The organism is Rhodoferax ferrireducens, assembly GCF_031458075.1.
Taxonomy (GTDB): Bacteria; Pseudomonadota; Gammaproteobacteria; order Burkholderiales; family Burkholderiaceae_C; genus Rhodoferax_B; species Rhodoferax_B ferrireducens_A.
On record NZ_JAVDXT010000001.1, the window covers coordinates 1,648,142 to 1,672,933 of the forward strand.

The following is a 24,792-nucleotide window of genomic DNA, read 5'->3' on the forward strand; positions in this document are numbered from 1 at the left end:
GTAGCTGGTGGCGCACTATATACCTGCGCTAGAGCCGTATTTCTTATAAATCGCGCATGGCGTTGCGCGTCAGCTGCTCCAGCTGGTCGGCGCGGTATTTGCGCCACTCGGTGTCGTTGAGGTAGCGGGCCGGGCCGCTGTTGTCGTCGGCGCCGCGGCGCGGACACAGCCAGCCCATGGGTGGCCGCTCGCCCAGCATTTCTTCGATGGCGATGGCTTCCAGGATGGCGGCGGATTTTTCGGCGGCGGGCATGCGGCTGGACTTTTGCGCCAGGGCCTGCAGATCGTCCTGCTGGGCGTACCAGCTGCTCAGGTGTTCGGCCTTGGTCCGGTCGCTGCAGCGCATGCCGTCCAGGGTCAGCGCCAGCTTGGCGTGGAAGTAGAAGATCGTGGCTTCCTGGTCGAAATTGCCTTGCTCGTCGCGCATGCGGCTCAGCTGGGCGGCGTAGACAAAGGAAAACCGGGCATCGGCGTTCTCGGACAGGATGCGCCAGCGCAGCCAGCTGGCGTTGGTCAACAGCTCGTCTTCGTCGCGCGCGGCGGCCACCTGCTCCAGCGGGGCCTTGCCGACCTGCGGGTCGGTTTGCGCATCCAGCGCGCGCCAAGCGCTGGCGGTGGCGGCATCGGGCGGGGTGTTGCGTAGAGCCTGGGCGCGCAGGGCTTCGATCTTCCAGCGCGGTATGGCCTCTTGCGCCTTGATGCGCTGCACCTGTTCAAAGCTGATGGCCTGCACGGTGCCCGCCAAGCCTGCCAGCGCCAGCAGGGAGGCGGTGTGCAACGTGCGGCGCCAGAGGATCATGCGCTGGCGTTGGACGGCGGCAGCGAGGCCGCGGCCCATTGGCGCACGGCGGCGATGTCGTCCGGCCCGGTGCGGCAGCAGCCGCCGATCAGGCGTGCACCGCGGGCGTGCCAGCCGCGTGCCTGTTCGGCAAAGTGCGAGGCGCTGGGATTGCCATGCCATTGCTTGTGGGCGGCGTCGTAGTGTTCGCCCGAATTCGGATAGACCAGGATGGGCTTGCGGGTGTGGGCATGCATCTGGTCGACCAGCGAGGCGATGTGCTCGGGCGCAGTGCAGTTGACGCCCACCGCCACCACCTGGTCAAAACCTTCCAGCGCGGCCACGCAGTCGGCCAGCAGCTCACCCTGGCTGGTGTGCAGGCCGTCGCGGCAGGAGAAGCTGATCCACGCCGCGGCGCCCGGAAACTCGGGCAGCAGGCGGGCGATGGCCCGGGCCTCGGCCAGGCAGGGGATGGTTTCGCAGGCCAGCAGGTCGGCGCCGGACTCGACCAGCACCTGCAGGCGGGGCCGGTGGAAGTCCATCAGCGCTTCTTCGCCCAGGCCGTAGTGGCCGCGGTATTCGGAGCCGTCGGCCAGCATCGCGCCGTAGGGGCCGACCGAGGCGGCAATGATGGGCTGCTTGCGGCCTACGCGGTGCGCCGGCTCGGCCCAGAACGCATCGCGCGCCTCGACCGCCAGACGTACCGAGTCGCGCATCAGCTGGGCCGAGGCCGCGTGGTCGAAGCCGCGCTTGGCGAAGGCCTCGAAGGTAGCCTGGTAGCTGGAAGTGGTGGCCACATCGGCGCCGGCCAGGAAGTAGTCCAGGTGTACCTGGCGGATCAGCTCGGGCCGCTCGATCAGCAGCTTGGCCGACCACAGCGGGTCGTTCAGGTCGGCGCCGCGGCGCTCCAATTCGGTGGCCAGGGCGCCGTCGAGTATCACCAGCGCGCGCTGGGCGAAAAAGTCGTCAAGAGGAGAGTTTTGCATGTTCTAGTGTGTACGTTCAGCGTCCGCGTGCATGTTCGGGCACTTCGAGTTTTTTCGCCAGGCGCGACAAAGTCCAGGTCAGCACCAGGTACATGGCCGAGATCGCCAGGTACGGCTCCCAGTAGCGCGAATAGGCGCCGGCCACGGTGCGGGCGGCCATGGCCAGCTCCAACAGGCCGATGGCCGAGACCAGCGAGGTGTCTTTGACCAGGGCTACGCTTTCGTTCACCAGCGCCGGCACCATGCGCCGGAAGGCCTGCGGCAGCACGATGTAGCGCATGCTCTGCCAGGGCGTCATGCCCAGGCTTTGGGCGGCGGCGGTCTGGCCCCCATGGATGCTCTGGATGCCGGCGCGGAAGATCTCGGAGATATAAGCCCCGGCATTCAGGGTCAGCGCCAGCGCGCCGGACAAAAAGGCGCCGTGGTTCTGCCGGAACTCGCGCGCCAGCTCGCCGCGCAGCAGCCAGCCATCGTCGGGATGCACCAGCAACGGCATCAGCGCAAAGTGCACCAGTAGGATCTGCACGAACAGCGGCGTGCCGCGGAAAAAGGTAACGAAGGCCGTGGCCAGCAGGCGCAGCAGCTTCAGCGCCCAGGCCAGCGACCAGGGTGGGGCGGCGGGCGCCAGGCTATTGGTATTGACCAGGCCTATGGCCGCACCCAGCAGCATGCCGGCCCCGGTGGCGATCACGGTGAGCTGCACCGTCATCCACAGGGCCTGTGCAAACAGGGGGCCGTAGCCGGCCAGAATGTCCCAACGCCACACCACTGTGTGCTCCTTGTCTACGCAGCTTTACTTGGCTGCGGGTGCGAAGTACTGGTCGTAGATTTTTTGGTAGCTGCCATCGGCCTTGATGTCGGCCAGACCTTTGTTCAGCAGGGTTTGCAGTTCGGTATTGCCTTTCTTCAGCGCCAGGCCATAGAACTCGGGGGCGAAGCTGGGGTCGCTCAAGGCCTTGAACTTGGCACTGGGGTTGTTGGCCAGGTAATGGCTGATCACACCGTTGTCGGCCACCACGGCATCGACGCCGCCCGCAGCCAGCTCCGACAGGGCCAGCGGCGTGGATTCAAAGCGTTTGATGTTGCTGCTGGTCTTGCCCAGCAGCTTGACCACCACTTCTTCACCGGTGGTGGAGGTCTGTACACCGATCTTGCTTTTCTTCAGATCGGCCAGCTGGGTGGCGGTGGAGCTGGCGGACACGGCGATCAGCTGGCTGGCCTCGAAGTAGGGCTCGGTGAAATCGATGCTTTGCTTGCGCTCGTCGGTGATGGTGATGGCCGACACCAGCAGGTCGCGGTCGCCCTGGGTCAGGGCGTTGATCGCGCCTTCCCAGGGGGTGCTGACAAACTTCACTTCCAGCCCGGCTTTCTGGGCGGCGGCACGTACCACGTCGATATCGAAGCCCACGATCTCGCCTTTTTCGTTCTGGAACTCGAAGGGCGCGTAGGTCGGGTCGGTGCCGACGGTCACCACGCGGGCGGCTGGCGCGGGAGCGGGAGCGGCGGGGGCCGCAGCGGCGGGTTCGGACGCGGGCTTGTTGCAGGCGCTGAGCAATACGCCCACGGACAGAGCGGCAACGGACAGGAGGAAATGGCGTTTGAAATGCATGGCAAGAGGCCGCGCAAGGCGGCTTATGGTGAGTTGGGAATAAAGCAGGGCTGGATTATGCGTGGGTTCACATCCACTTTTAGGCATATCCTTATCCGCTATTGCCTTGTGCCACGGTGCGGCGTATCAGCTCCAAGGTGGCTTGCTGGGTCAGCGTGCTGGGCCGCAGCGAGCTGGTAGCCAGCGCCACCTGGGTCTGCAAAGCCGGCTCCACCGCCCGGGTGGTAAAGGCCGAGGGGCGGATCGAGCTGGCCACGGCGTTGCGCGACAGCAGGGCGCAGCCCGCGCCATCGGCCACCAGGTCCAGGATGGCGGCCACGCCGTCGATCTCCAGCACCACCCGCGGGCGGCAGCCGATATTCGCCATCTCGGTCTCCACGTGCATGCGGATGGCGTTGGGCCGGCTGGGGATCACCAGCGGCAGCTGGGCCACTTCGCGCAGGCCGATGGGGCCGGGCGGCGGGTCTTCGGGCAGGCCGGGCGGGCGCGCCTGTACCAGCAGCAGCTCTTCGGTCATCAGCGGGGCGATTTCGATGTCGGCATTCGCCTGGGCGTTGTACAGCACGGCAATATCAAGCTGGCCGGCCACCAGCGAGCGCTGCAGCTCCACCGACAGGCCTTCGCGGATCGACAAGGCTGCATCGGGCAGCTGCTGGCGGAATGCGCGGGTCAGCGGTACGGTGAGCACCCGCGCCAGGCTGCTGGGCAGGCCAATCGCCACCCGGCCGGCCAGGCCACCGCGGACCCGGCCCAGCTCTTCCTGCGCGCGCTCCACCTGGTGCAGGATGCCGCGGCCGTGCTCCAGCAGCAGCTTGCCGGCCTCGGTGGGCGCCGCGCCCCGGCCGTTGCGTACCAGTAGGTTGTGCCGCAGCTCCACCTCCAGCAGGCGGATCTGGCGGCTGAGGGCCGGCTGGGCGATGTTCAGGGCTAACGAGGCACGGGTGAAGCTGCCCAGTTCGGCCACGCGCACAAAGTATTCGAGCTGTTTCAGATTCATGGGGGACGTGGTGTCGTGCGGATGACTTATTGAATACCTTTCTCGTGATTATGCCGATTTGCAATATCTGATAGAGGCTGCGTGGCCTTGGCTGCATACGCTGGCGTTGCCACAATGCTTGCAATGTTCAACTCTGCCGCCTGACTTGCATGACCACGGTAATCAAAGGTATTTCCTCCATGGCCACGCGCCAGCTGCTGGCGGAGTTGGTAGCCGGGTTCCAGCTGCACTCGGGTTTTCGGGTCGACATCGAATCCGTGGGCGGCGTGGACGCGGCCAAGCGGGTGCAGGCCGGCGAGGCCTTTGATGTGGTGATTCTGGCCTCGGACGCCATCGACAAACTGCTGGCGGCCGGCCATCTGCAGGCCGGCTCCAAGGTGGACCTTGTGCGCTCGGGCGTGGCGGTGGCGGTGCGGGCCGACGCGCCCCGGCCCGATATTGCGAGCGAAGACGCCGTGCGCGACGCCGTGCGCGCAGCGCGCAGCATCAGCTATTCCACCGGCCCCAGCGGCGTGGCGCTGGCCAAGCTGTTCGAGCGCTGGGGCATTGCCGAGGAAATCAAAGGCCGCATCGTCCAAGCCCCGCCCGGTGTGCCCGTCGGCACGCTGGTGGCGCGCGGCGAGGTCGAGCTGGGCTTTCAGCAGCTGAGCGAATTGCTGAACCTCGACGGCATCACCGTGCTGGGGCCACTGCCCCCGGCGATCCAGGTCATCACCACTTTTTCGGCCGCAGTGGCCACGGGTAGTTTGCAGGCCGACGCTGTGCGCGCTATGTTGGACTACATGAATTCGCCCGACGCGGCCGGCGTCAAGCGCAGCCAGGGCATGGACCCCATTTAAGACATTGAACCCCCAGGAGACATTGCATGAAAAAACCTCTGATCATCGACTGCCACGGCCACTACACCACGGCGCCCAAGGCGCTGGAGAACTGGCGCAACCAGCAGATCGCCGGCATCAAAGACCCGGCCCTGATGCCCAAAGTGGCGGATTTGAAGATCAGCGACGACGAGCTGCGCGAGACGATTGAAAACAACCAGCTGCGCCTGATGAAAGAGCGCGGCAGCGACCTGACCATCTTCAGCCCGCGCGCCAGCTTCATGGCCCACCACATTGGCGACTTCAATGTGTCCAGTACCTGGGCGGCGATCTGCAACGAGCTCTGCTACCGCGTGGCCCAGCTGTTCCCCGACAACTTCATCGGCGCGGCCATGCTGCCGCAAAGCCCGGGCGTGGACCCCGCGACCTGCATCCCCGAGCTGGAAAAGTGCGTCAAGGAATACGGCAACGTCGGCATCAACCTGAACCCTGATCCCAGCGGCGGCCACTGGACCTCGCCGCCGTTGAGCGACAAGCACTGGTACCCGATCTACGAGAAGATGGTGGAGTACGACATCCCCGCGATGATCCACGTCAGCACCAGCTGCAACGCCTGCTTCCACACCACCGGCGCGCACTACCTGAACGCCGACACCACGGCCTTCATGCAGTGCCTGACCAGCGATCTGTTCAAAGACTTCCCCACGCTGCGCTTCCTGATTCCGCATGGCGGCGGCGCCGTGCCCTACCACTGGGGGCGTTTCCGCGGTCTGGCGCAAGAGCTGAAGAAGCCGCTGCTGGAAGAGCATCTGCTGAACAACATCTTCTTCGACACCTGCGTCTACCACCAGCCGGGCATCGACCTGCTGAACACCGTGATCCCGGTGAAGAACGTGCTGTTTGCCAGCGAAATGATAGGCGCGGTGCGCGGCATCGACCCGCAGACCGGCAACTACTACGACGACACCAAGCGTTACATCGAAGCCAGCAAGATCCTCAGCGATGACGACCGCTTCCAGATTTACGAAGGCAATGCGCGCCGCGTGTTCCCGCGCCTGGACGCCGCCCTCAAAGCCAAAAACCAATAACACCCAATCAGGAGATTTTTATGAGCGTCCCCATGAACAACCTCGGCATCGTCAAGCGCAACATCGTGCGCGCCGACAAGGCTGCGGTAGAGCGCCTGTCCAAGCTCGGCGTGGCCACCATCCACGAAGCCATGGGCCGCGTCGGTCTGATGAAGCCCTATATGCGCCCGATCTACAGCGGCGCCAAGATCTGCGGCACGGCCGTCACCGTGCTGCTGCAGCCCGGCGACAACTGGATGATGCACGTGGCGGCCGAGCAGCTGCAGCCCGGCGACGTGGCGGTAGCCGCCTGCACTACCGACAACGAAGACGGCTTCTTCGGCGACCTGCTGGCGACCAGCTTCCAGGCGCGTGGCGCCAAGGGCCTGATCATCGATGGCGGCGTGCGCGACGTGGCCGACCTGGAAAAAATGGGCTTCCCGGTGTTCAGCAAGGCCATCAACGCCAAGGGCACGATCAAGGCCACGCTGGGCTCGGTCAATGTGCAAATCGTCTGCGCCGGCGCCGTGGTGAATCCGGGTGACGTGGTGATCGCCGATGTGGACGGCGTGGTCGTCGTGCCCGCCGCGATTGCCGCCCAGGTGGCCGATGCCGCCGAGCACCGCGAAAGCTTCGAAGGCGAAAAGCGCGCCAAGCTGGCCGCCGGCGTGCTGGGCCTGGACATGTACAAGATGCGCGAGCCGCTGGAAAAAGCCGGCTTGAAGTACATCGACTGAATTTAAAAGAAAAAGGCCTGTGGCGCTTATGAAGTAAGCGCAGGCAGCTATTTAATTAATAGCGTTAGCAGTTTATTGATAACCAATCGGAGACCTTCGCATGACATCTATTACCCGCCGCCTCGGCCTGACTCTCGGCCTCGCTGCTCTGGCGGCGTTGCTGCCCGGCCTGGCCAGCGCTCAGAGCTTTCCCACCAAGCCGGTGCGCATCATCACGCCGTTCCCGGTAGGCGGCGGCCCCGATGGCGTGGCCCGCCTGGTGGCCGATAAACTGTCCCGCGCCTGGGGCCAGCCGGTGGTGGTGGAAAACCGCCCCGGTGGCAACGGCTTCATCGCCATCGACGCCTTCAAGCGCGGCGCCAAGGACGGGCATGACCTGATCCAGCTGGACTTCGTGCACCTGACCGCCTACCAGAGCCTGTTCAAGAAGCTGCCTTACGACGTGGACAAGGATTTCGACACATTGCTGCCGCTGTTCAAGACCTATTTCTTCTTCACCGTGGGCAACGACAGCCCGTACAAGAAGATTGGCGACTTGGTGGCCGACGCCAAGGCCCATCCGGGCAAGCTGAACTACGGCTCCTGGTCGGTGGGCAACCCGGTGCACCTGGGCTCCGAGCTGTTCGACACCGTGGCCGGTACCAAGATGGAGCACGTGATCTACAAGGAAACCACCCAGCTCTACACCGCCGTGGCGACCAACGAGCTGGCCTACGCCCTCGGCACCAGCGCCACCGCCGGCCCGCTGCTGCGCGCCAACAAGCTGCGCTTCCTGGCTGTGGCCGCACCCAAGCGCCTGGCTGGCTATCCCGATGTGCCCACAGTCACCGAAGCCGGCGGCCCCGCCAACTTCGAAGTCAGCGGCTGGAATGCGATTGCTGCGCCCAAGGGCTTGCCACCGGCCGTGGCCGACAAGATCAAGCGCGACATCGAAAAAGCCCTGGCCGAGCCGGACGTGAAAGAGAAGTTCCTGTCCTTTGGCTACGAGCCCTTTGTGCAGACCCGCGAACAGCTGGCCCAGTACATCCAGACAGAGACCAAGCGTTACGCCGAGATCATCAAAAAAGCCAACGTCTCGCTGGACTAAATCCATCGCCTAAGCAAATAGAAAGAATCGTATGGAATTCACTAAAACCCCTGGCTGGCTGGACTGGTACACCGGCCCCAGCAAACCCCGCTTCCAGCTGCCCGCTGGGGCAGTGGATGCCCATTGTCACGTGTTTGGCCCCGGCGACAAGTTTCCGTATGCGCCGGAGCGCAAGTACACGCCTTGCGATGCGTCCAAAGAACAGCTGTTCGCCCTGCGCGACCACCTGGGCTTTGACAAGAACGTCATCGTGCAGGCCACCTGCCATGGCAGCGACAACCGGGCCCTGGTCGATGCGCTGAAGGCCTCGAACGGCAAGGCCAAGGGTGTGGCCACGGTGAACCGCAATGTCACCGATGCCGAGCTGCAAGAGATGCATGCCGCCGGCGTGCGCGGCACGCGTTTCAACTTCGTCAAGCGCCTGGCCGACTTCACTCCGCGCGAAGTGCTGCTGGAGATCGCCAACCGCATTGCCCCGCTGGGCTGGCATGTGGTGATCTACTTCGAAGCCGTCGACCTGCCCGAGCTGTACGACTTCTTCACCGCACTGCCGACTACCGTGGTGGTTGACCATATGGGCCGCCCCGATGTGAGCAAGCCGGTGACCGGCCCCGAGTTCGGTCTGTTCCTGAAGATGATGCGCGAGCACAGCAATATTTGGAGCAAGGTCAGCTGCCCCGAGCGCCTTAGTGTCAGTGGCCCGAAAGCCCTGAACGGCGAACAGCATGCTTACCAGGACGTGGTGCCGTTCGCCAAGCACCTGGTGGAAACCTTCCCCGACCGCGTGCTCTGGGGCACCGACTGGCCGCACCCGAATCTGAAGGACCACATGCCCGACGACGGCCTGCTGGTCGACTACATCCCGCAGATCGCGCCGACTGCCGAGTTGCAGCGCAAGCTGCTGGTCGATAACCCAACCCGTTTGTACTGGAGCTGAAATGTCCTTGGACAAACCGTATTTGGACGTGCCCGGCACCACCATCTTTGATGCTGAACAAAGCCGCATGGGCTACCACCTGAACCAGTTCTGCATGTCGCTGATGAAGGCCGAGAACCGCGAAAAGTTCAAGGCCGACCAGCGTGCCTACCTGGACACCTGGCCGATGAGCGAAGCGCAGAAGCAGGCCGTGCTGGACATGGACCTGAACCGCTGCATTTCGCTGGGCGGCAACATCTACTTCCTGGCCAAGATCGGCGCCACCCACGGCCTGAGCTTCCAGCAGATGGCCGGCAGCATGACCGGCATGACCGAAGAGGAATACCGCAACATGATGGTCTCCGGCGGCCGTTCGGCCGAAGGTAACCGTGTGGTCGGTGAAGACGGCGACGCGCAGGCCCACCGCCAACCCCAGGGCTCCGCAGGCAAGAAAGCGACACACTGATATGGCCAAGATTACCGCCAGCGTTTACACCTCCCATGTCCCCGCCATCGGCGCGGCCATCGACCTGGGCAAGACCCAGGAGCCGTACTGGCAGCCGCTGTTTGCCGGCTATGAGCCGTCCAAGCAATGGATGAAGGACAACAAGCCCGACGTGATCTTCCTGGTCTTCAACGACCACGCGACCGCGTTCAGCCTGGACATGATCCCGACCTTCGCCATCGGCACCGCCGCCGAATACCAGCCGGCCGACGAAGGCTGGGGTCCGCGCCCCGTGCCCAAGGTGATCGGCCACCCCGAGCTGGCCGCGCACATTGCCCAGTCGGTGATCCAGCAGGACTTTGACCTGACCATCGTCAACAAGATGGACGTGGACCACGGCCTGACCGTGCCCTTGAGCCTGATGTGTGGCCAACCCGAAGCCTGGCCTTGCCCGGTGATTCCGTTTGCCGTCAACGTGGTGCAGTACCCTGTGCCATCGGGCCGCCGCTGCTTCGAGCTCGGCAAGGCCATCCGCAAGGCCATCGAGTCGTTCGACCAGCCGCTGAAGGTGCAGATCTGGGGTACCGGCGGCATGAGCCACCAGCTGCAGGGCGCGCGCGCCGGCCTGATCAACAAGGACTTCGACAACCAGTTCCTGGACCGCCTGATCGCCGACCCCGCGGCCCAAGCCGACCAGCCGCATATCGACTACGTGCGCGAAGCCGGCTCTGAAGGCATCGAGCTGGTGATGTGGCTGATCGCACGCGGCGCCATGTCGGATGTGGCCGGTGGCCCGGCGCCCACGCTCAAGCACCGCTTCTACCATGTACCCGCATCCAACACGGCCGTCGGCCATCTGATTCTGGAGAACAACTAAATGGCTAAAACCATCAAAGTCGCCCTGGCGGGCGCAGGCGCCTTCGGCACCAAGCACCTGGACGCGATCGCCCTGATCGACGGCGTGGAAGCCGTGTCGGTCATAGGCCGCGACATGGAAAAAACCCGTGAAGTCGCAGCCAAGTACGGCATCAAGCACGTCACCGACGACCTGGCCGAAAGCCTGGCCCTGCCCGAAGTGGACGCGGTGATTCTGTGCACCCCCACGCAGATCCACGCAGCCCAGACCCTGCAATGCCTGCGCGCCGGCAAGCACGTGCAGGTAGAGATTCCTCTCGCCGATACGCTGGCCGGTGCCGAAGAGGTGGCGGCTGTGGCCGCGACGTCCGGCCTGGTGGCCATGGTCGGCCATACCCGCCGCTTCAACCCCAGCCACCAGTACGTGCACAACCAGATCAAGTCCGGCGCATTCAACATCCAGCAAATGGATGTGCAGACCTATTTCTTCCGCCGCACCAATAGCAATGCGCTGGGCCAGGCCCGCAGCTGGACCGACCACCTGCTATGGCACCACGCAGCCCACACGGTGGACCTGTTTGCCTACCAGGCCGGCAGTCCCATCGTGCAGGCCAATGCCATCCAGGGCCCGATACACCCGGTGCTGGGGATTGCGATGGACATGTCGATCCAGCTGAAGGCGGCGAATGGTGCGATCTGCACCCTGAGCCTGAGCTTCAACAACGACGGCCCGCTGGGCACCTACTTCCGCTACATCGGCGATACCGCGACCTATCTGGCGCGCTACGACGACCTGTACAACGGCAAGGACGAGAAGATCGACGTAAGCCAGGTGGCGGTGTCGATGAACGGCATCGAGCTGCAAGACCGTGAGTTCTTCGCCGCCATCCGCGAAGGCCGTGAGCCCAACAGCAGCGTCGCCAAGGTGTTGCCGTGCTACCGCGTGCTGCACGGACTCGAGCAGCAACTGAACGCTGCCTGATTGAACTGCTTAACTGGGCGTCAGCCCAGTGTGAACGGCCCGCCCTTGGCCAGCGCCCGCTGGTAGGCGGGCCGTTCGTGTATGCGGGCCAGGTAGGCCATCAGCTTGGGCCGGCTGGCGTTCAGCCCGCCACGGGTGGCTGCGGCTTCCAGGGGAAAGCTCATCTGGATGTCGGCGCCGCTGAATGCATCGCCGGCGAACCACAGGCTTTTGCCCAGCTCGGCTTCCATGAAGTCCAGGTGGGTTTTGAGTTGCGGCAGGATGAAGCTCTGCTTGACCTTGCCGGAGATCGCCTTGGCGATGGGCTTGGCGAAGAAGGGCATGGCTGTGTTGTCGATCTTGTCGAACACCAGCTTCAGCAGCAGCGGCGGCATGGCCGAGCCTTCGGCGTAATGCAGCCAGTAGCGAAAGCGCAGCCGCTCGGGGGTGCCCAGGGCCGGGGCCAGGCGGCCGTTGCCGTAGTGCTCGATCACGGTCTCCACAATCGCGCCGGATTCGGCCAGCAGCAGATCGCCATCGGTGACGACCGGTGACTTGCCCAGCGGGTGGATGGCGCGCAGGCTGGGCGGCGCCAGCAGGGTCTGCGCATCGCGCTGGTAGCGCACGATCTCGTAGGGTAGTTCCAGCTCTTCCAGCAGCCAGAGTACGCGTTGGGAGCGGGAATTGTTCAGGTGGTGGACAGTCAGCATGGTCGGTAAGTTGCTACAAATAATGCAGCATTATGCGCATGCTAGAAAAGCACCAGCGGCCTGTTTGGCTTAAATTCCTGCGGCCGCTGGGGCTACTGCTGCAACCATCAGCTCAGGTCTTCAATCACCAGCGTGCGGTACTTGCGGGCGCAAGAGAAGGGCACCGAACGCACCACCTCCATCACCGCCTCGGTGTCCTTGGCGTTGGGTGCGTGGACCATCAGCGCGCAATGCCCCTGGCTGGCCAGCTCGGCGTACTGGCGCACGGTGGCGCCTTCGGTGCCTACCGAGGGCAGGGGCGTGTCGGCGGCGCCCAGGGTGTGGACCAGCTGGCCCAGCACGGCCTCGGCTGGCAGCAGCATGGTGGGTTTGTCGTGCTTTTCGGTCGGCAGTCGTTTCACCACCTGCTGTGCATCCTCCAGGCTGGGGAACATGGCAAATACATAACCCGTGGGGTAGAACGCGCCACCCATGGTGAGCATGTGGCTTGTGAGTTCAAAGTTTTGCATGTCGACTCCTTGTTGTTATCGATGTCTCCTTGTATTACTGCGCGCGGCGGGGGGTGTGTCTGTAGAGATTGACCCTGTTCGGATGTAGGACTCGCTGCACTGCCGACCAGCGTCGCACCGCTGCTGCACCGTTGTTGAGGGGCCGTGGCAGCTGGAACTTGTTGGCTTTTTGCATATCTTTACCTCCTGTCGACTGTGTGGCAGCCTCCGTACCCAGAATCGGTGCCTGCCTGGCCCTATGATTTCACTTAGCTGGGCTAAGCTTTGGCCCAAGCAAGCCTTGGCGCGCGGGCATTCCTGCCTGCGCACTCCCCACCCGTTACCGATCTGGACCTTCCGATTCACGCCCATGACCGCCACCACGCCGCTCCAACAGCATGCTGCCCTGGTGATGGACGTCGTACCGGCGGCCATGGATGCGATTCGCCAGGCCATGCGGCGCGGCGCGCACGACCATTTGTCGGTACCGCAGTTTCGTTGCCTGAACTTTGTGGCGCAGCGGCCGGATTGTTCGATTGGCGAGATCGCGGCCTTCCTGGGCGTGACCATGCCGACAGCATCGGCCATGGCCGACCGGTTGGTGAAGGCGGGGCTGGTGCAGGCGCAGGCCGGGGCTTTCGACCGGCGCCGTTCGCAGCTGCAGGCGACGGCGGCGGGCCAGGCCCAGCTGGCGCAGATCCAGCAGCGCGCCCAGGCCGATCTGGAAACGGCTTTGGCCGTATGTACATCGCAGGAGCTGCAGTCCCTGCAAGCAGGTTTGGCCCTATTGGGGCGCATTTTTCGATCCGACACACCACAACGATGAAAACCAACCCTTTATTTCTGAATCTTGCCTGCGGCGTGATCGCTCTTGGACTGTGGGGCTGCTCCGGCAAGTCCGATGTGGCAACGGCGACACCGGTGGGTGCGGCCAGTGGCCCGGCAGCGCCGGCTTCTGCGGCCTCGCCGCCGGTCACGGTCAGCACCGTGCCGGCCCAGCAGCGCGACCTGGCGGTGGTGCTCAAGGCCACCGGCACGGTGACACCGCTGACCAGCGTGGACGTGAAGGCCCAGGTCACCAGCGTGGTGGCCAAGGTGCATATCGAGGAAGGGCAGTTCGTCAAAGCCGGGCAGCTGATGTTCACGCTGGATGCGCGTACCGACGAGGCCAACGTGGCCAAGGCCCGCGCCCAGCTGGCCAAGGACACGGCCACCCTGGCCGACGCCAAGCGCCAGCTGGAACGCAATCGCCAGCTGCTGGCGCAGAATTTCATTTCCCAGGGCGCGGTAGATACGGCCCAGGCCGGCGTGGACGCCGCTGCCGCTACCGTGACGGCCGACCAGGCCGCCATCGACGCGGCCCGGGTGCCGCTGTCGTATGCACGCATCACCGCACCCAACGCCGGGCGTGCGGGCCTGGTGCCGGTATCGGCGGGCAGCGCGGTGCAGGCCAATACCACCACCCTGGTGACCATCACCCAGCTCGACCCGATTGCCGTGGGCTTCAGCCTGCCGCAGCGCAACCTGACCGACGCGCTTGGCGCCCTCAAGGGCGGCGGCGCGGCGGTGACGGCCCAGCTGGCCGATGGCGGCGGCAGCTTCAACGGCCGCCTGCAGTTTGTCGACAACCTGGTGGATGCCAGCTCGGGCTCGGTCAAAGCCAAGGCGGTGTTCGCCAACCCGGACGGCAAGCTCTGGCCGGGCGCGTTTGTCGAGGTGTCGCAAACCGTCAGCACCATCAAGGACGCGATCATCGTGCCGCAGGCGGCCATCATCCAGGGCGCGCGCGGCACCATCGTGTATGCGGTGGAAGACGGCAAGGCCAGCCCCCGGCCGATCAAGCTGCTTTACGCCCAGGGCAATGACGCGGCGGTCTCCGGCGTGAAGGCCGGCGAAGCCATCATCCTGGACGGCAAACAGAACGTGCGCCCCGGCAGCCGGGTAGTGGAGCGCAAGAAAGAAGGTAAGGACGGCAAGGACGCCAAAGAACCGCATGACGCCGCGTCCAGCCCGGCCCGTGGCGGTGCATCCAAGCCGGTGGCACCATGAACTTCTCTGAAATCTTCATCCGCCGTCCGGTGATGACGGTGCTGCTGAACCTGGCCATCGTGCTGGCCGGCGTGATCGGCTACCGCAGCATCCCGGTGGCGGCACTGCCCAGCTACGACACGCCGGTGATCAATGTGTCGGCCTCCTTGCCCGGCGCGAACCCGGAAACCATGGCCAGCTCGGTCGCGCTGATCCTGGAGAAGCAGTTCCAGACCGTGCCCGGCCTGAAGACCATCAGCTCCACCAGCACCCTGGGCAGCACCTCGCTGACCCTGGAATTCGTCGAAGGCCGCGACATCGACGCCGCCGCGGTCGACGTGCAGGCCGCCCTGCTGCGCGCCCAGCGCTCCTTGCCGCAGGACATGACCAACCCGCCTTCGTACCGCAAGGTGAACCCGGCCGATGCGCCGGTGCTGCTGGTGGCCATGACCTCGCCCTCGCTGGCACCGGCCGACCTGCAGGACTTTGCCGAGCATCTGATTTCGCCCACTTTCTCCACCATCGACGGCGTGGCCCAGGTGAACATCTTTGGCGCCAAGCGCTACGCGGTGCGGGTGCGGGTCAAGCCACAGGAGCTGGCGGTGCGCAATATCGGGCTGGACGAGCTGAGCAGCGCGCTCAAGTCGGCCAACGTCAATACCCCGGTCGGCACGCTCGACGGCCCGCGCCAGACCCTGGTGCTGCAAGCCAACCGGCAACTGCGCAACGCCGCCGACTTTGCCGACCTGATCGTCAGTAGCAAGGGCGGCAACCCGGTGCGCCTGCGCGACGTGGCCAGCGTGGAAGACAGCCTGGAAACGCTGAAAAGCTTTGCCACCTTCAACGGTGAAAACTCCATCACCCTGGCCATCCAGCGCCAGCCCGGCGCCAACACCGTGCGGGTGGTGGACTCGATCCGCGCGGCCTTGCCGGCCCTGCAGGCGCAGATGCCGCAATCGGTGCGCATGACGCCCACCAACGACCGTTCGCTGTCAGTGCGCGAGGCCTTGCACGACGTGTCGCTGACCCTGCTGGGCACCGTGGTGCTGGTGGTGCTGGTGATCTTTTTGTTTCTGCGCCGCTTTGTGGCCACGGTGATTCCGGCACTGTCGCTGCCGGTGTCGCTGGTTGGCGCGGTGGCGCTGCTCTGGGGCCTGAACTACAGCCTGGACAATATCTCGCTGCTGGGCCTGACCCTGGCCGTGGGCCTGGTGGTGGACGACGCCATCGTGGTGCTGGAGGAAATCATCCGCCGCGTCGAACACGGCGAACCGCCGTTCCAGGCGGCGCTGCGCGGCTCGCGCGCGGTGGGCTTCACGATCGTGTCCATGTCTACTTCGCTGATCGCAGTGTTCATCCCCATCTTCTTCATGCCCGGCGTGATCGGCTTGCTGTTCCACGAGTTTGCGGTGGTGGTGGGCTTGTCCATCGTGGTCTCGGCCTTTGTGTCGCTGACCCTGGTGCCCATGATGGCCAGCCGCTTCCTCAGCGATGAAGGCCACAAGAAGCCACCGGGCAAGCTGGTGCATTCCTTCGAGACCGGCTTCAACGCCTTGCTGGCCGGCTATACCCGCATGCTCGATCTGTCGCTGCGGCACCGCAACGTGGTGCTGGTGGTGGCAGTCGCCACCTTTGCGGCCACGGTCTGGCTGGTGATGGTGATCCCCAAGGGCTTTTTCCCGGAAGAAGACATAGGCCAGATCCAGGTGACTACCGAAGCCTCGGAAGACACCTCGTTCCCCGAAATGGTGCGGCTGCAAGAGGCCGCGGCCGCGCTGATCCGTTCCGACCCGAACGTGGCGGTGGTCAGCTCCTTCAATGGCGGCAGCGGCGCGCAGAACACCGGCCGCATGTTCATCACCCTCAAGGCCGCCAACCAGCGGCAGAAGATGAAGGATGTGATGGAAGGCCTGCGCCGCAAGGTGCGTACCGTGGCCGGTATCAATCTGTTCATGCGGCCGGTGCAGAACCTGCAGCTGGGCGGCCGCCAGAGCAAGGCGCAGTACCAGTACATCCTGCAAAGCATCAAGGCCGACGAGCTCAATACCTGGGCCGGCAAGTTGCAGGAGCAGTTGCGTACCAACCCGCTGTTCCGCGACGTCACCAGCGACTCGCAGCTACGCGGCCTGCAGGCCCAGCTGAAGATCGACCGCAACGCCGCCAACACCCTGGGCGTGTCGGTGGACTCGATCCGCACTGCGCTGTTCAGCGCCTTCGGTGAGCGCCAGGTCTCGACCATTTACCTGCCCACCGACAGCTACCAGGTGATCATGGAAGTCGCGCCCGAGGCCAAGCAGGACGAGCGCGCGCTGGGCGGCATCTATGTACGTTCGAGCACTGGCGCGCTGGTGCCTTTGTCGAGCTTCACCACGGTGGAGCGCACGGTGGGTGCCACCTCGATCAACCACGTGGGCCAGTTGCAGGCGGTGACGGTGTCGTTCAACCTGGCGCCCGGCGCGGCACTGGGCGACGCTACCGCCAAGATCGAAGAGGCGCGCCAGGCCATTGGCCTGCCCGAGTCCATCATCACCAGCTACGGCGGCGATGCGGCGGTGTTCCAGAGCTCGCAGGGCAGCCAGGCAATTCTGGTGATTGCGGCCTTGCTGGTGATCTATGTGCTGCTGGGCGTGCTGTACGAGAGCTACATCCACCCCATCACCATCCTGGCCGGCCTGCCGTCGGCAGCGGTCGGCGCCCTGGCCACGTTGATGCTGTTTGGCCAGGACCTGACCCTGATTGCCACCATCGGTATCGTGCTGCTGATCGGTATCGTCAAGAAGAACGCCATCATGATGATCGACTTTGCGCTGGAGGCGCAGCGCCACCAAGGCATGACGCCGCCGCAGGCGATCCGCGAGGCCTGCATACTGCGCTTCCGGCCCATCATGATGACCACGCTGGCGGCCTTGATGGGCGCGCTGCCCATCGCCCTGGGCATTGGTGCCGGCGCCGAGCTGCGCCAGCCGCTGGGCTTGGCGGTGGTCGGCGGGCTGGTGTTCTCGCAGGCGATCACGCTGTTCATTACGCCGGTGATCTATCTGGCGCTGGAGCGCTTCAGCGGCAAGGGGCCTGTGTTGACGCCCGAAATCGCCGAGGCCTGATTTACTATTAAATAGATAGCTGCTTGCGCTGGTCTAATATGCGCCAGGAGGACTTTTTACTATGAAAAATCGACAACTCGGCCCCTTCAGCGTTTCGGCCATCGGCCTGGGCTGCATGAACCTCAGCCACGCCTATGGCGCGCCGGTCACGGCAGAGCAGGGCGAGTCCGTGCTGCTGCGGGCGCTGGACCGGGGCGTGACCCTGTTCGACACCGCCGCGCTGTACGGCTTTGGCGCCAACGAAGAGCTGGTCGGCAAGGTGCTGTCCAAGCACCGGCGCAAGTTCACCCTGGCCAGCAAATGCGGCATGACCGGCGTGGACGGCAAGCGCGTGATCGACGGCCGCCCGGCCACCCTCAAACGCACCTGCGACGAGGCCTTGCAGCGCTTGCGCACCGACGTCATCGACCTGTACTACCTGCACCGCTGGGACAAGTCGGTGCCCATTGAAGACAGCGTAGGTGCGCTGTCCGACCTGGTGCGCCAGGGCAAGATCCAGACCATCGGCCTGTCCGAGGTGTCGGCCAGCACGCTGCGCAAAGCCCATGCAGTGCATCCCATCACCGCGCTGCAAACTGAGTACTCGCTGTGGACCCGCAATCCTGAAATCGCCGTGCTGCAGGCCTGCAAGGAGCTGGGTACGGCCTTTGTTGCCTTCAGCCCGGTGGCACGCGGCTACCTGACCGGCACGCTGCGCGATGTGGCCACGCTCGACCCCAAGGACATCCGCCGCGGCATGCCGCGCTTCAGCCCCGAAAGCTATGCCGCCAACCTGCGCCTGCTGGATGGCCTGGGCGCCATCGCCCGCGATGCCGGCTGCAGCATGGCCCAGGTGGCCCTGGCCTGGCTGCTGCACCAGGGTGAGCATGTGATCCCCATCCCCGGCACCACCAGCCGCAGCCATCTGGACGAAGACCTGGAAGCCGCCGACGTGGTGCTGCCGGCCGAGATCTTGGCCCGGCTGGATGCGCTGATGCAGCCGCGTGCCATCACCGCTGCGCGCTACAACGCCCAGTCGCAGTCCGAGGTGGATACCGAAGAGTTCTGAAAGTGGGGCCGGATAGGCCTGCATGGCACAGGGTTTGCTGCATTGACCTCGAGGGAATTTCCCTTTAGCGAAATCAAGGAAGGCCCTATGCAACCAAGCTCCTACCCCAGTTCCCGGTCTGTGACCGGCACGCCGTCCGCTTCTGCAGGCATTTCCACCGTCAACCTTGCAGCCCGCCAGCGCATGCTGTCGCAGCGCATGATTTTGCAAACCATGCTCGCCTCGCAGGGCGACAAAGACAAGCTGCAGGCCGCCCAACGCTCACTGGCCTTGTTTGCCGAAAGCCAGCAAACCCTGTTGCAGGTGTCCAAGACCATGGACGCACCCAGTGCCCGCAAAGTGGACGCGGTGTACCACGGCGAGCAGGGCGTGGGCGCGACCATCCAGCTGTTCACCAAGATGGTGCACTCCGCACTCGAATACATCGCCCAGCGCGACAACCGCCAGGCGGCGGCCGTGGCCGAACTGGTCGAGCACACCGACCAGGTGCTGGAGGCCTTGAACAAGGCCACCACGGTGTTCGACGAAATCAGCAAGACCAAGTCCGACAGCATGATGCGCGAGCTGACCGGCATCGTCAGCGACATCCAGAGCGTGGCCCGCGAGGCCAAGGTGGTGAGCTTCAACGCCTTGGTGATCGCCGCCCGCGCCGGCCAGTTCGGCCGGGAGTTCGCGGTGGTGGCCAATGTGCTGACCGGCATCACCGGCCGCATCGATGGCCTGTCGCGCGAAGCCATCGTGCTGGCGGGCCGTAGCTAGGCGCCATATTTCCCGAAGAAGCGCCGATCTGCACCGACAATCGACGCTTCATTGGGAGATGGCATGAACACAGATTTGAAGCCGCGCACGGCTGGAGTGGCGCGCGCATGATGCAGCAACTGGGATTGGGATTTGACGACCTGCCGGAACTGCCCGCGCTGCCGGCCAAAGTGCCGCGCAAGACTGCGGCCAAGCTGAGCCCGCTGCCTGCGCCGCCTAAGCCGCCGGTGGTGGAGCGCTTGCCAGAGCCAGCACCAGCGCCTGTCGTTGCGCCAGTGCCCGCGTTCGAATCCCTGGCCCAGCAGCTCGAAGCCCACCCCGACTACCGCGTATTGCGCCGCCTGGTACCGCAGCTGCAGTTCGGCGCTGTGCCCGCACAAGGCGTGGTGCGCCTGCTGGTGCTGGACACCGAAACCACCGGCCTGGAGCACAGCCGCGACAAGATCATCGAACTGGCCTTGTTGCGCGTCGACGTGGATACCGCCACCGGCCTGGCCTGCGGCGAGGTGCAGGTCTACGACGGGTTGGAAGACCCGGGCCAACCGATTCCCGAGATCGCCCGCAAGATCACCGGCATCGACGACAGCATGGTGCAAGGTCAGCAGCTGGACCTGGCGCGCATCGCCGAGCTGCTGGAGGGCGTGGACCTGGTGGTGGCGCACAACGCCGGTTTCGACCGCCCGTTTGTCGAAGCCCGTTTGCCTGCATTTGCCGCCAAGGCCTGGGCTTGTTCGTTTGCCGATATCGACTGGAAGCAGCAAGGCCGTGAGTCGGCCAAGTTGTCGGCCCTGGCCTTGGAGCTGGGCTGGTTCTACGACGCCCACCGCGCCGAGATGGACTGCCACGCCTTGCTGGCCGTGCTGCAGGCGCCGCTGCCCGAGTCCGGCATGACCGGCCTGGCCGCTCTGCTGGAAGCCGCCCGGGGCACGCGCTACCGGCTGCAGGCCATCGGTGCCCCGTTCGATGCCAAGGACTTGCTGAAGGACCGTGGCTACCGCTGGGATGCGGCCAACAAGGTATGGCATACCCGGCTGGCCGACGAAGCCGCACTGCAGGCCGAATGCGACTGGCTGGCAGCCCAGGTGTACCGCGGCCGTGCAGCCCGCGTGCAGGTGGAGGCGCTGGACGCCCAGGTGCGCTATTCCAGCCGGGCTGGCGTGCTGGGTTGGCGCCAGCTGGGATAACCGCGCCTGACACGCTGCATGCGAAGTATTGCAAAGGCGGCGGGCGCCTACAGCCCGGCGGATGGCAAAAGACTATAGTTTCTTCACCTCCCTTTCTCTCAACTACAGGACTTCTCTTATGCTGAACGGAAAAACTGCACTCGTCACCGGCTCTACCAGCGGCATTGGTTTGGGCATTGCGCTGGAGCTGGCCAAGCAGGGCGCGAACATCATCCTGAATGGTTTTGGCGACCATGCCGGCCCCAAGGCCGAGGTCGAGGCGCTAGGGGTCAAAGTCGGTTACAGCGGTGCGGACATGAGCAAGCCCGCCGAGATCGCCACCATGATCGACTACGCGAACACCGAGTTCGGCGGGGTGGATATTCTGGTGAATAACGCAGGCATCCAGTACGTGGCGCCTATCGAAGAGTTCCCCATCGAGAAGTGGGACTCCATCATTGCCATCAACCTCAGCGCCGCCTTCCACGCCACGCGCCTGGTGATCCCCGGAATGCGCGCCAAGAACTGGGGCCGCGTGATCAGCGTCGCCTCGGCCCACGGCCTGGTCGGCTCGGCCCAGAAAGTGGCCTATGTGGCGGCCAAGCACGGCATTGTGGGCATGACCAAGGTAGTGGCGCTGGAAACCGCCACCACCGGCATCACCGTCAACGCCATCTGCCCAGGCTGGGTGCTGACCCCGCTGGTGCAAAAGCAGATCGATGACCGCTCGGCCAAAGAAGGCATCAGCGTGGCGCAGGCCACCAAGGAACTGCTGGGTGAGAAAGAGCCTTCGCTGCAGTTCACCACCCCCGAGCAACTGGGTGGCCTGGCCGTTTTCTTCTGCTCGCCTGCGGCCGACAACGTGCGCGGCGTGGCCTGGGCCAACGATGGCGGCTGGACGGCACAGTAAACCCGGGCCCGCCATGGATATCGCCAAAGTGCGTGCAACGGCATTCGCCATGCCGTTGACCAACCCCTCGTTTCCACGCCCACCGTACCGCTTCTACAACCGCGAATACATCGTCATCAGCTACCGCACCGACCCGGATGCCTTGCGCGCCGTGGTGCCGGAGCCGCTGCTGGTGGCCGACAACATCGTCAAGTACGAGTTCATCCGCATGCCGGACTCCACCGGCTTTGGCGACTACACCGAGTCGGGTCAGGTGATTCCGGTCACCTACGAGGGCCAGCCCGGCGGCTATGTGCATTCCATGTACCTGGACGACGATGCGCCCATCGCCGGCGGCCGTGAGCTCTGGGGCTTCCCCAAGAAGCTGGCCTGCCCCAAGATCAGCCACGAGGGCGAGGTGATCGTCGGCACGCTGGACTGCGGCAGCCTGCGTTGCGCGGTCGGCACCATGGGCTACAAGCACAAGGTGGCCGACAGCGCTGCAGTGCACAAGGCCCTGGTCGAGCCCAGCTACCTGCTGAAGATCATTCCCCACGTGGACGGCACGCCGCGCATCCTGGAGTTGGTGCGCTACCGTCTCGAGGACGTGCAGGTCAAAGGCGCCTGGACCGGCCCGGCCGCGTTGGAGCTGTTCCAGCATGTGACGGTGGACGTGGCCAAACTACCGGTGCTGGAGGTGATTTCAGCCTCACACTTCATCGCCGACCTGACCCTGGGAATGGGTGAGGTGGTGTTTGATTATCTAGAAGCCAAATAGGCCGCTGGCGCAGGTACTACCTGCGCTGGTAGCTATCTTATTTGTAGTTATAGCTTGGCCAGGCGGGCTAGCGCGGCCTGCAGGGTTTCGTCCTTCTTGGCGAAGCAGAAGCGCACCACGCGCTGGTCGAAGCCGTTGCCATAGAAGGCCGACAGCGGAATCGCTGCCACGCCGATTTCCTTGGTCAGCCACTGGCAGAAGTCGGACTCGCTCAGCTCGCTCACTTCCGAAATATCCACGCACTGGAAGTAGCTGCCCTCGCTGGGCAGCAGCTTGAACTTGGTCTGCTTCAAACCTTCTCTAAACAGGTCGCGCTTGCGCTGGTAGAACGCCGGCAACTCCAGGTACGGCGTTGGGTCGGCCAGGTACTTGGCCAGGCCGTGCTGCACGGGGGTGTTGACGGTGAACACATTGAACTGGTGCACCTTGCGGAACTCGGCCATCAGCGGCGCGGGCGCGACCACGGTGCCGACTTTCCAGCCGGTCACGTGGAAGGTCTTGCCAAAGCTGCTGACGATAAAGGCGCGCGCGGCCAGGCCGGGGTAGCGGGCCGCGCTCTCATGCTGGCGGCCGTCGAACACCATGTGCTCGTAGACCTCGTCGCTGATCAGCAGTACCTCGGTGGGCGCCAGCAGCTCCTGCAGCTGCAGCATGTCCTCGCGCGACCAGATGGTGGCGCTGGGGTTGTGCGGCGAGTTGATCAGGATGGCGCGGGTTTTTGGCGTGATGGCCGCGGCGATCTTGTCGAAGTCGGGGCGGAAGGTGTGCGGCGTCAGCGGCACGCGCACCACGGTGCCGCCGGCCAGTTCGATATTCGGCACATAGCTGTCGTAGCAGGGTTCCAGCACGATGACCTCGTCGCCCGGGCGCACCACGGCCAGGATGGCGGTGATGATGCCTTGGGTGGCGCCTGCCGTAATGGTTATTTCGGTGTTGGCGCTGTATTCACGGGCGTGAAGTGCTTTTATTTTTGTAGCGACCGCTTCGCGCAGCGCCGGAATGCCGGGCATGGGCGGGTATTGGTTCAGGCCTTGCTGCATGGCGTCAGTGACGGCCTGCACCAGCGCCGGGTCGCAGTTGAAGTCTGGAAAGCCCTGGCCCAGATTCACCGCGTTGTGCTCGACGGCCAGCGCCGACATCACGGTGAAGATGGTGGTGCCGACAGCGGGCAGCTTGGTCTCGATGTGGGGGGTACGTGGATGCATATCAAAGCTCGTAATCGTTGACGTGTCCAGACATGGCCTGAGCCACCAAATTCCTATCCAGCCGGTCGCTTAGCAGCTCGGCAAACTTGAAGACGAAATTGCGCAGATAGGCGCTGCGCTTGAAGGCCACGCGGGCGACGTTGACGCCGAACAGAATGCCACCGGGTCGCACCACCAGGTCGGAATTCACGTCGTCGCGCACCGCCATTTCGGCCACGATGCCAATGCCCAGGCCCAGGCGCACATAGGTCTTGATCACGTCCGAGTCGATGGCTTCCAGCGCGATGCGCGGCACCAGCTTGCGCGAGGCAAAAGCCTGGTCGATCTTGGTCCGGCCGGTGAACGACGGGTGGTAGGTGATGATCGGCTCCTGCGCAATATCCTCCAGCGTGAGGCGCTCTTTCTTTGCGAGCGGATGGTTGGCCGGGAAGACGATTACGTGCTGCCACTCGTAACAGGGCAGGGTGACCAGTTCGGTGTAATTGGACAGCGATTCGGTGGCGATGCCGATCTCGGCCACTTCGTCGATCAGCATGCGGGCCACCTGGTCGGGTGCGCCCTGGTGCAGGCTGACGTTGACCTTGGGATAGGCCTCGCGCAGCTTGGCTACCGGCACTGGCAGAACGTAGCGCGCCTGGGTATGGGTGGTGGCGATCGACAGGGTGCCGCTGTCTTGCGCGCTGAACTGTTCGCCTATGCGCTTGAGGTTGCCGACTTCGCGCATGATGACTTCGATGCTGCGCAGCACGTGCTGGCCGGGCTCGGTGATGCGCTTCAGCCGCTTGCCGTGGCGGGCGAAGATTTCTACGCCCAGTTCTTCTTCCAGCTCGATGATGGCCTTGGACACGCCGGGTTGCGAGGTGTGCAGCGCCTTGGCGGCTTCGGTGAGGTTCAGGTTGCGCCGGGCGGCTTCCTGGACAAAGCGGAACTGGTGTAGGTTCATATCGAATTTCAGCGTATTGTGAAATTCATTATGCCTTAAATGTCTATTAAACCTCGGCCAGTGCGATGCGGGCCAGCAAAGCCACGAGTTCTGGGTTTTCGCCCACGGACGGCTGCAGCACGATTTCAACGCCCGGGTGGGCTTGGCGCAGCCCGTCCATCAGCTGCGGCAGATCCTCGCGTACATGCTTGCCTACGCCCAGGAACAGCGGCACGACGGTGAGCTGCTGCGCCCCTTGCTCCACCAGTTGCCGGGCCGCGCTGGGGAGGTCGGGCTGGGTCAGCTCCAGGTAGGCGCACAGCACCTGCACCTGCGGGTCGGTGGCCGCCACCTGGGCGGCTACGGCCTCCATCGGCAGGCGCCATAGCGGGTCGCGCGAGCCGTGGGCAAACAAGATGATTCCGCGTTGTTGCATCAGGGTGAA

At 64.5% G+C, this 24,792-nt stretch carries 26 protein-coding genes; 16 read left to right on the top strand and 10 right to left on the bottom strand.

What is annotated here, in order from left to right; all coding sequences use genetic code 11:
• Positions 1-43: 43 nt before the first annotated feature.
• From J2X19_RS07640 to J2X19_RS07660, 5 genes are all read right to left on the bottom strand, one after another.
• Positions 44-778 carry a hypothetical protein gene (locus tag J2X19_RS07640; RefSeq protein ID WP_310372101.1) on the bottom strand — a complete coding sequence of 245 codons (735 nt, stop codon included), beginning with the start codon at positions 776-778 and terminating at the stop codon, positions 44-46.
• Between the two features lie 17 nt (positions 779-795).
• A complete protein-coding gene (gene mmuM, locus J2X19_RS07645) occupies positions 796-1,764 on the bottom strand; it encodes a homocysteine S-methyltransferase (protein ID WP_310372103.1) in 969 nt (322 codons plus the stop codon).
• A gap of 16 nt (positions 1,765-1,780) precedes the next feature.
• Positions 1,781-2,533, bottom strand: coding sequence for an amino acid ABC transporter permease (locus J2X19_RS07650; protein WP_310372104.1), 753 nt, complete (start codon positions 2,531-2,533; stop codon positions 1,781-1,783).
• Positions 2,534-2,557: 24 nt separating this feature from the next.
• A complete protein-coding gene (locus J2X19_RS07655) occupies positions 2,558-3,373 on the bottom strand; it encodes a basic amino acid ABC transporter substrate-binding protein (protein ID WP_310372106.1) in 816 nt (271 codons plus the stop codon).
• Between the two features lie 91 nt (positions 3,374-3,464).
• A complete protein-coding gene (locus J2X19_RS07660; RefSeq protein WP_310372108.1) occupies positions 3,465-4,370 on the bottom strand; it encodes a LysR substrate-binding domain-containing protein in 906 nt (301 codons plus the stop codon).
• Between the two features lie 149 nt (positions 4,371-4,519).
• Here J2X19_RS07660 and J2X19_RS07665 point away from each other — a divergent pair, with 149 nt between their 5' ends.
• From J2X19_RS07665 to J2X19_RS07700, 8 genes are all read left to right on the top strand, one after another.
• Positions 4,520-5,209, top strand: a complete 690-nt coding sequence (locus J2X19_RS07665) for a substrate-binding domain-containing protein (RefSeq protein ID WP_310372110.1) — start codon at positions 4,520-4,522, stop codon at positions 5,207-5,209.
• 38 nt (positions 5,210-5,247) lie between these two features.
• On the top strand, positions 5,248-6,276 hold the full coding sequence (locus J2X19_RS07670; RefSeq protein WP_116608186.1) for an amidohydrolase family protein: 1,029 nt from the start codon (positions 5,248-5,250) through the stop codon (positions 6,274-6,276).
• 20 nt (positions 6,277-6,296) lie between these two features.
• The gene (gene ligK / locus J2X19_RS07675) at positions 6,297-6,992 is read left to right on the top strand and encodes a 4-carboxy-4-hydroxy-2-oxoadipate aldolase/oxaloacetate decarboxylase (protein WP_310372112.1); all 696 of its coding nucleotides are present in this window, start codon (positions 6,297-6,299) and stop codon (positions 6,990-6,992) included.
• Positions 6,993-7,092: 100 nt separating this feature from the next.
• The gene (locus tag J2X19_RS07680; RefSeq protein WP_092760932.1) at positions 7,093-8,079 is read left to right on the top strand and encodes a Bug family tripartite tricarboxylate transporter substrate binding protein; all 987 of its coding nucleotides are present in this window, start codon (positions 7,093-7,095) and stop codon (positions 8,077-8,079) included.
• A gap of 31 nt (positions 8,080-8,110) precedes the next feature.
• The gene (locus tag J2X19_RS07685; protein WP_310372116.1) at positions 8,111-9,016 is read left to right on the top strand and encodes an amidohydrolase family protein; all 906 of its coding nucleotides are present in this window, start codon (positions 8,111-8,113) and stop codon (positions 9,014-9,016) included.
• A 1-nt stretch (position 9,017) separates the two neighbouring features.
• Positions 9,018-9,461: a protocatechuate 4,5-dioxygenase subunit alpha gene (gene ligA / locus J2X19_RS07690; protein ID WP_310372118.1), complete on the top strand. Its 444-nt coding sequence runs from the start codon at positions 9,018-9,020 to the stop codon at positions 9,459-9,461.
• A 1-nt stretch (position 9,462) separates the two neighbouring features.
• On the top strand, positions 9,463-10,317 hold the full coding sequence (locus J2X19_RS07695; RefSeq protein ID WP_116608078.1) for a class III extradiol dioxygenase subunit beta: 855 nt from the start codon (positions 9,463-9,465) through the stop codon (positions 10,315-10,317).
• The gene (locus J2X19_RS07700; RefSeq protein ID WP_310372121.1) at positions 10,318-11,277 is read left to right on the top strand and encodes a Gfo/Idh/MocA family oxidoreductase; all 960 of its coding nucleotides are present in this window, start codon (positions 10,318-10,320) and stop codon (positions 11,275-11,277) included. It begins immediately after the preceding gene.
• A 20-nt stretch (positions 11,278-11,297) separates the two neighbouring features.
• Here the strand turns inward: J2X19_RS07700 and J2X19_RS07705 are convergent, their stop codons facing one another.
• Together J2X19_RS07705 and J2X19_RS07710 are read right to left on the bottom strand one after the other, a co-directional pair.
• On the bottom strand, positions 11,298-11,966 hold the full coding sequence (locus J2X19_RS07705; protein WP_310372123.1) for a glutathione S-transferase: 669 nt from the start codon (positions 11,964-11,966) through the stop codon (positions 11,298-11,300).
• Positions 11,967-12,073: 107 nt separating this feature from the next.
• Positions 12,074-12,475, bottom strand: a complete 402-nt coding sequence (locus J2X19_RS07710; RefSeq protein WP_116608075.1) for an RNA-binding protein — start codon at positions 12,473-12,475, stop codon at positions 12,074-12,076.
• Positions 12,476-12,824: 349 nt separating this feature from the next.
• Here J2X19_RS07710 and J2X19_RS07715 point away from each other — a divergent pair, with 349 nt between their 5' ends.
• The 8 genes from J2X19_RS07715 (at position 12,825) to J2X19_RS07750 (ending at position 22,220) form a co-directional block, all read left to right on the top strand.
• The gene (locus J2X19_RS07715) at positions 12,825-13,280 is read left to right on the top strand and encodes a MarR family winged helix-turn-helix transcriptional regulator (RefSeq protein ID WP_310372126.1); all 456 of its coding nucleotides are present in this window, start codon (positions 12,825-12,827) and stop codon (positions 13,278-13,280) included.
• Positions 13,277-14,503 (top strand): efflux RND transporter periplasmic adaptor subunit, encoded by a 1,227-nt coding sequence (locus J2X19_RS07720; protein WP_310372128.1) that lies wholly within the window; start codon positions 13,277-13,279, stop codon positions 14,501-14,503. The genes J2X19_RS07715 and J2X19_RS07720 overlap by 4 nt, the downstream gene beginning before the upstream one ends.
• Complete coding sequence (locus J2X19_RS07725; protein WP_116608072.1) at positions 14,500-17,583, top strand: efflux RND transporter permease subunit; 3,084 nt, start codon at positions 14,500-14,502, stop codon at positions 17,581-17,583. Before J2X19_RS07720 ends, J2X19_RS07725 begins: the two co-directional genes overlap by 4 nt.
• Positions 17,584-17,644: 61 nt before the next feature.
• Positions 17,645-18,631: an aldo/keto reductase gene (locus J2X19_RS07730; protein WP_310372131.1), complete on the top strand. Its 987-nt coding sequence runs from the start codon at positions 17,645-17,647 to the stop codon at positions 18,629-18,631.
• An 87-nt stretch (positions 18,632-18,718) separates the two neighbouring features.
• Positions 18,719-19,390: a methyl-accepting chemotaxis protein gene (locus J2X19_RS07735; protein ID WP_310372133.1), complete on the top strand. Its 672-nt coding sequence runs from the start codon at positions 18,719-18,721 to the stop codon at positions 19,388-19,390.
• A gap of 107 nt (positions 19,391-19,497) precedes the next feature.
• Complete coding sequence (locus J2X19_RS07740) at positions 19,498-20,574, top strand: 3'-5' exonuclease (protein ID WP_310372135.1); 1,077 nt, start codon at positions 19,498-19,500, stop codon at positions 20,572-20,574.
• 118 nt (positions 20,575-20,692) lie between these two features.
• Positions 20,693-21,463, top strand: coding sequence for a 3-hydroxybutyrate dehydrogenase (locus tag J2X19_RS07745; protein ID WP_116608069.1), 771 nt, complete (start codon positions 20,693-20,695; stop codon positions 21,461-21,463).
• A gap of 13 nt (positions 21,464-21,476) precedes the next feature.
• On the top strand, positions 21,477-22,220 hold the full coding sequence (locus tag J2X19_RS07750; protein WP_310372138.1) for an acetoacetate decarboxylase: 744 nt from the start codon (positions 21,477-21,479) through the stop codon (positions 22,218-22,220).
• 47 nt (positions 22,221-22,267) lie between these two features.
• Here J2X19_RS07750 and J2X19_RS07755 read toward each other — a convergent pair whose 3' ends face one another.
• Genes J2X19_RS07755 through J2X19_RS07765 form a run of 3 tightly spaced genes read right to left on the bottom strand, consistent with a single transcriptional unit; the run spans position 22,268 to position 24,783 of the window.
• Positions 22,268-23,425: a pyridoxal phosphate-dependent aminotransferase gene (locus J2X19_RS07755; protein ID WP_310372140.1), complete on the bottom strand. Its 1,158-nt coding sequence runs from the start codon at positions 23,423-23,425 to the stop codon at positions 22,268-22,270.
• A gap of 1 nt (position 23,426) precedes the next feature.
• Positions 23,427-24,368: a CysB family HTH-type transcriptional regulator gene (locus tag J2X19_RS07760; protein ID WP_116608066.1), complete on the bottom strand. Its 942-nt coding sequence runs from the start codon at positions 24,366-24,368 to the stop codon at positions 23,427-23,429.
• Positions 24,369-24,414: 46 nt separating this feature from the next.
• Positions 24,415-24,783 (bottom strand): sirohydrochlorin chelatase, encoded by a 369-nt coding sequence (locus J2X19_RS07765; protein WP_310372144.1) that lies wholly within the window; start codon positions 24,781-24,783, stop codon positions 24,415-24,417.
• Positions 24,784-24,792: the final 9 nt, after the last annotated feature.

What these genes read in the sequence shown, in the direction of transcription:
- J2X19_RS07660 (WP_310372108.1), bottom strand. Translation starts at nt 4,370, where the DNA reads ATGAATCTGAAACAGCTCGAATACTTTGTGCGCGTGGCCGAACTGGGC.
- J2X19_RS07730 (WP_310372131.1), top strand. Translation starts at nt 17,645, where the DNA reads ATGAAAAATCGACAACTCGGCCCCTTCAGCGTTTCGGCCATCGGCCTG.
- J2X19_RS07755 (WP_310372140.1), bottom strand. Translation starts at nt 23,425, where the DNA reads ATGCATCCACGTACCCCCCACATCGAGACCAAGCTGCCCGCTGTCGGC.
- J2X19_RS07685 (WP_310372116.1), top strand. Translation starts at nt 8,111, where the DNA reads ATGGAATTCACTAAAACCCCTGGCTGGCTGGACTGGTACACCGGCCCC.
- J2X19_RS07665 (WP_310372110.1), top strand. Translation starts at nt 4,520, where the DNA reads ATGACCACGGTAATCAAAGGTATTTCCTCCATGGCCACGCGCCAGCTG.
- J2X19_RS07765 (WP_310372144.1), bottom strand. Translation starts at nt 24,783, where the DNA reads ATGCAACAACGCGGAATCATCTTGTTTGCCCACGGCTCGCGCGACCCG.
- J2X19_RS07740 (WP_310372135.1), top strand. Translation starts at nt 19,498, where the DNA reads ATGATGCAGCAACTGGGATTGGGATTTGACGACCTGCCGGAACTGCCC.
- J2X19_RS07700 (WP_310372121.1), top strand. Translation starts at nt 10,318, where the DNA reads ATGGCTAAAACCATCAAAGTCGCCCTGGCGGGCGCAGGCGCCTTCGGC.
- J2X19_RS07735 (WP_310372133.1), top strand. Translation starts at nt 18,719, where the DNA reads ATGCAACCAAGCTCCTACCCCAGTTCCCGGTCTGTGACCGGCACGCCG.
- J2X19_RS07750 (WP_310372138.1), top strand. Translation starts at nt 21,477, where the DNA reads ATGGATATCGCCAAAGTGCGTGCAACGGCATTCGCCATGCCGTTGACC.
- J2X19_RS07725 (WP_116608072.1), top strand. Translation starts at nt 14,500, where the DNA reads ATGAACTTCTCTGAAATCTTCATCCGCCGTCCGGTGATGACGGTGCTG.
- J2X19_RS07745 (WP_116608069.1), top strand. Translation starts at nt 20,693, where the DNA reads ATGCTGAACGGAAAAACTGCACTCGTCACCGGCTCTACCAGCGGCATT.
- J2X19_RS07655 (WP_310372106.1), bottom strand. Translation starts at nt 3,373, where the DNA reads ATGCATTTCAAACGCCATTTCCTCCTGTCCGTTGCCGCTCTGTCCGTG.
- mmuM (WP_310372103.1), bottom strand. Translation starts at nt 1,764, where the DNA reads ATGCAAAACTCTCCTCTTGACGACTTTTTCGCCCAGCGCGCGCTGGTG.
- J2X19_RS07710 (WP_116608075.1), bottom strand. Translation starts at nt 12,475, where the DNA reads ATGCAAAACTTTGAACTCACAAGCCACATGCTCACCATGGGTGGCGCG.
- ligA (WP_310372118.1), top strand. Translation starts at nt 9,018, where the DNA reads ATGTCCTTGGACAAACCGTATTTGGACGTGCCCGGCACCACCATCTTT.
- J2X19_RS07760 (WP_116608066.1), bottom strand. Translation starts at nt 24,368, where the DNA reads ATGAACCTACACCAGTTCCGCTTTGTCCAGGAAGCCGCCCGGCGCAAC.
- J2X19_RS07720 (WP_310372128.1), top strand. Translation starts at nt 13,277, where the DNA reads ATGAAAACCAACCCTTTATTTCTGAATCTTGCCTGCGGCGTGATCGCT.
- J2X19_RS07705 (WP_310372123.1), bottom strand. Translation starts at nt 11,966, where the DNA reads ATGCTGACTGTCCACCACCTGAACAATTCCCGCTCCCAACGCGTACTC.
- J2X19_RS07695 (WP_116608078.1), top strand. Translation starts at nt 9,463, where the DNA reads ATGGCCAAGATTACCGCCAGCGTTTACACCTCCCATGTCCCCGCCATC.
- J2X19_RS07715 (WP_310372126.1), top strand. Translation starts at nt 12,825, where the DNA reads ATGACCGCCACCACGCCGCTCCAACAGCATGCTGCCCTGGTGATGGAC.
- J2X19_RS07680 (WP_092760932.1), top strand. Translation starts at nt 7,093, where the DNA reads ATGACATCTATTACCCGCCGCCTCGGCCTGACTCTCGGCCTCGCTGCT.
- ligK (WP_310372112.1), top strand. Translation starts at nt 6,297, where the DNA reads ATGAGCGTCCCCATGAACAACCTCGGCATCGTCAAGCGCAACATCGTG.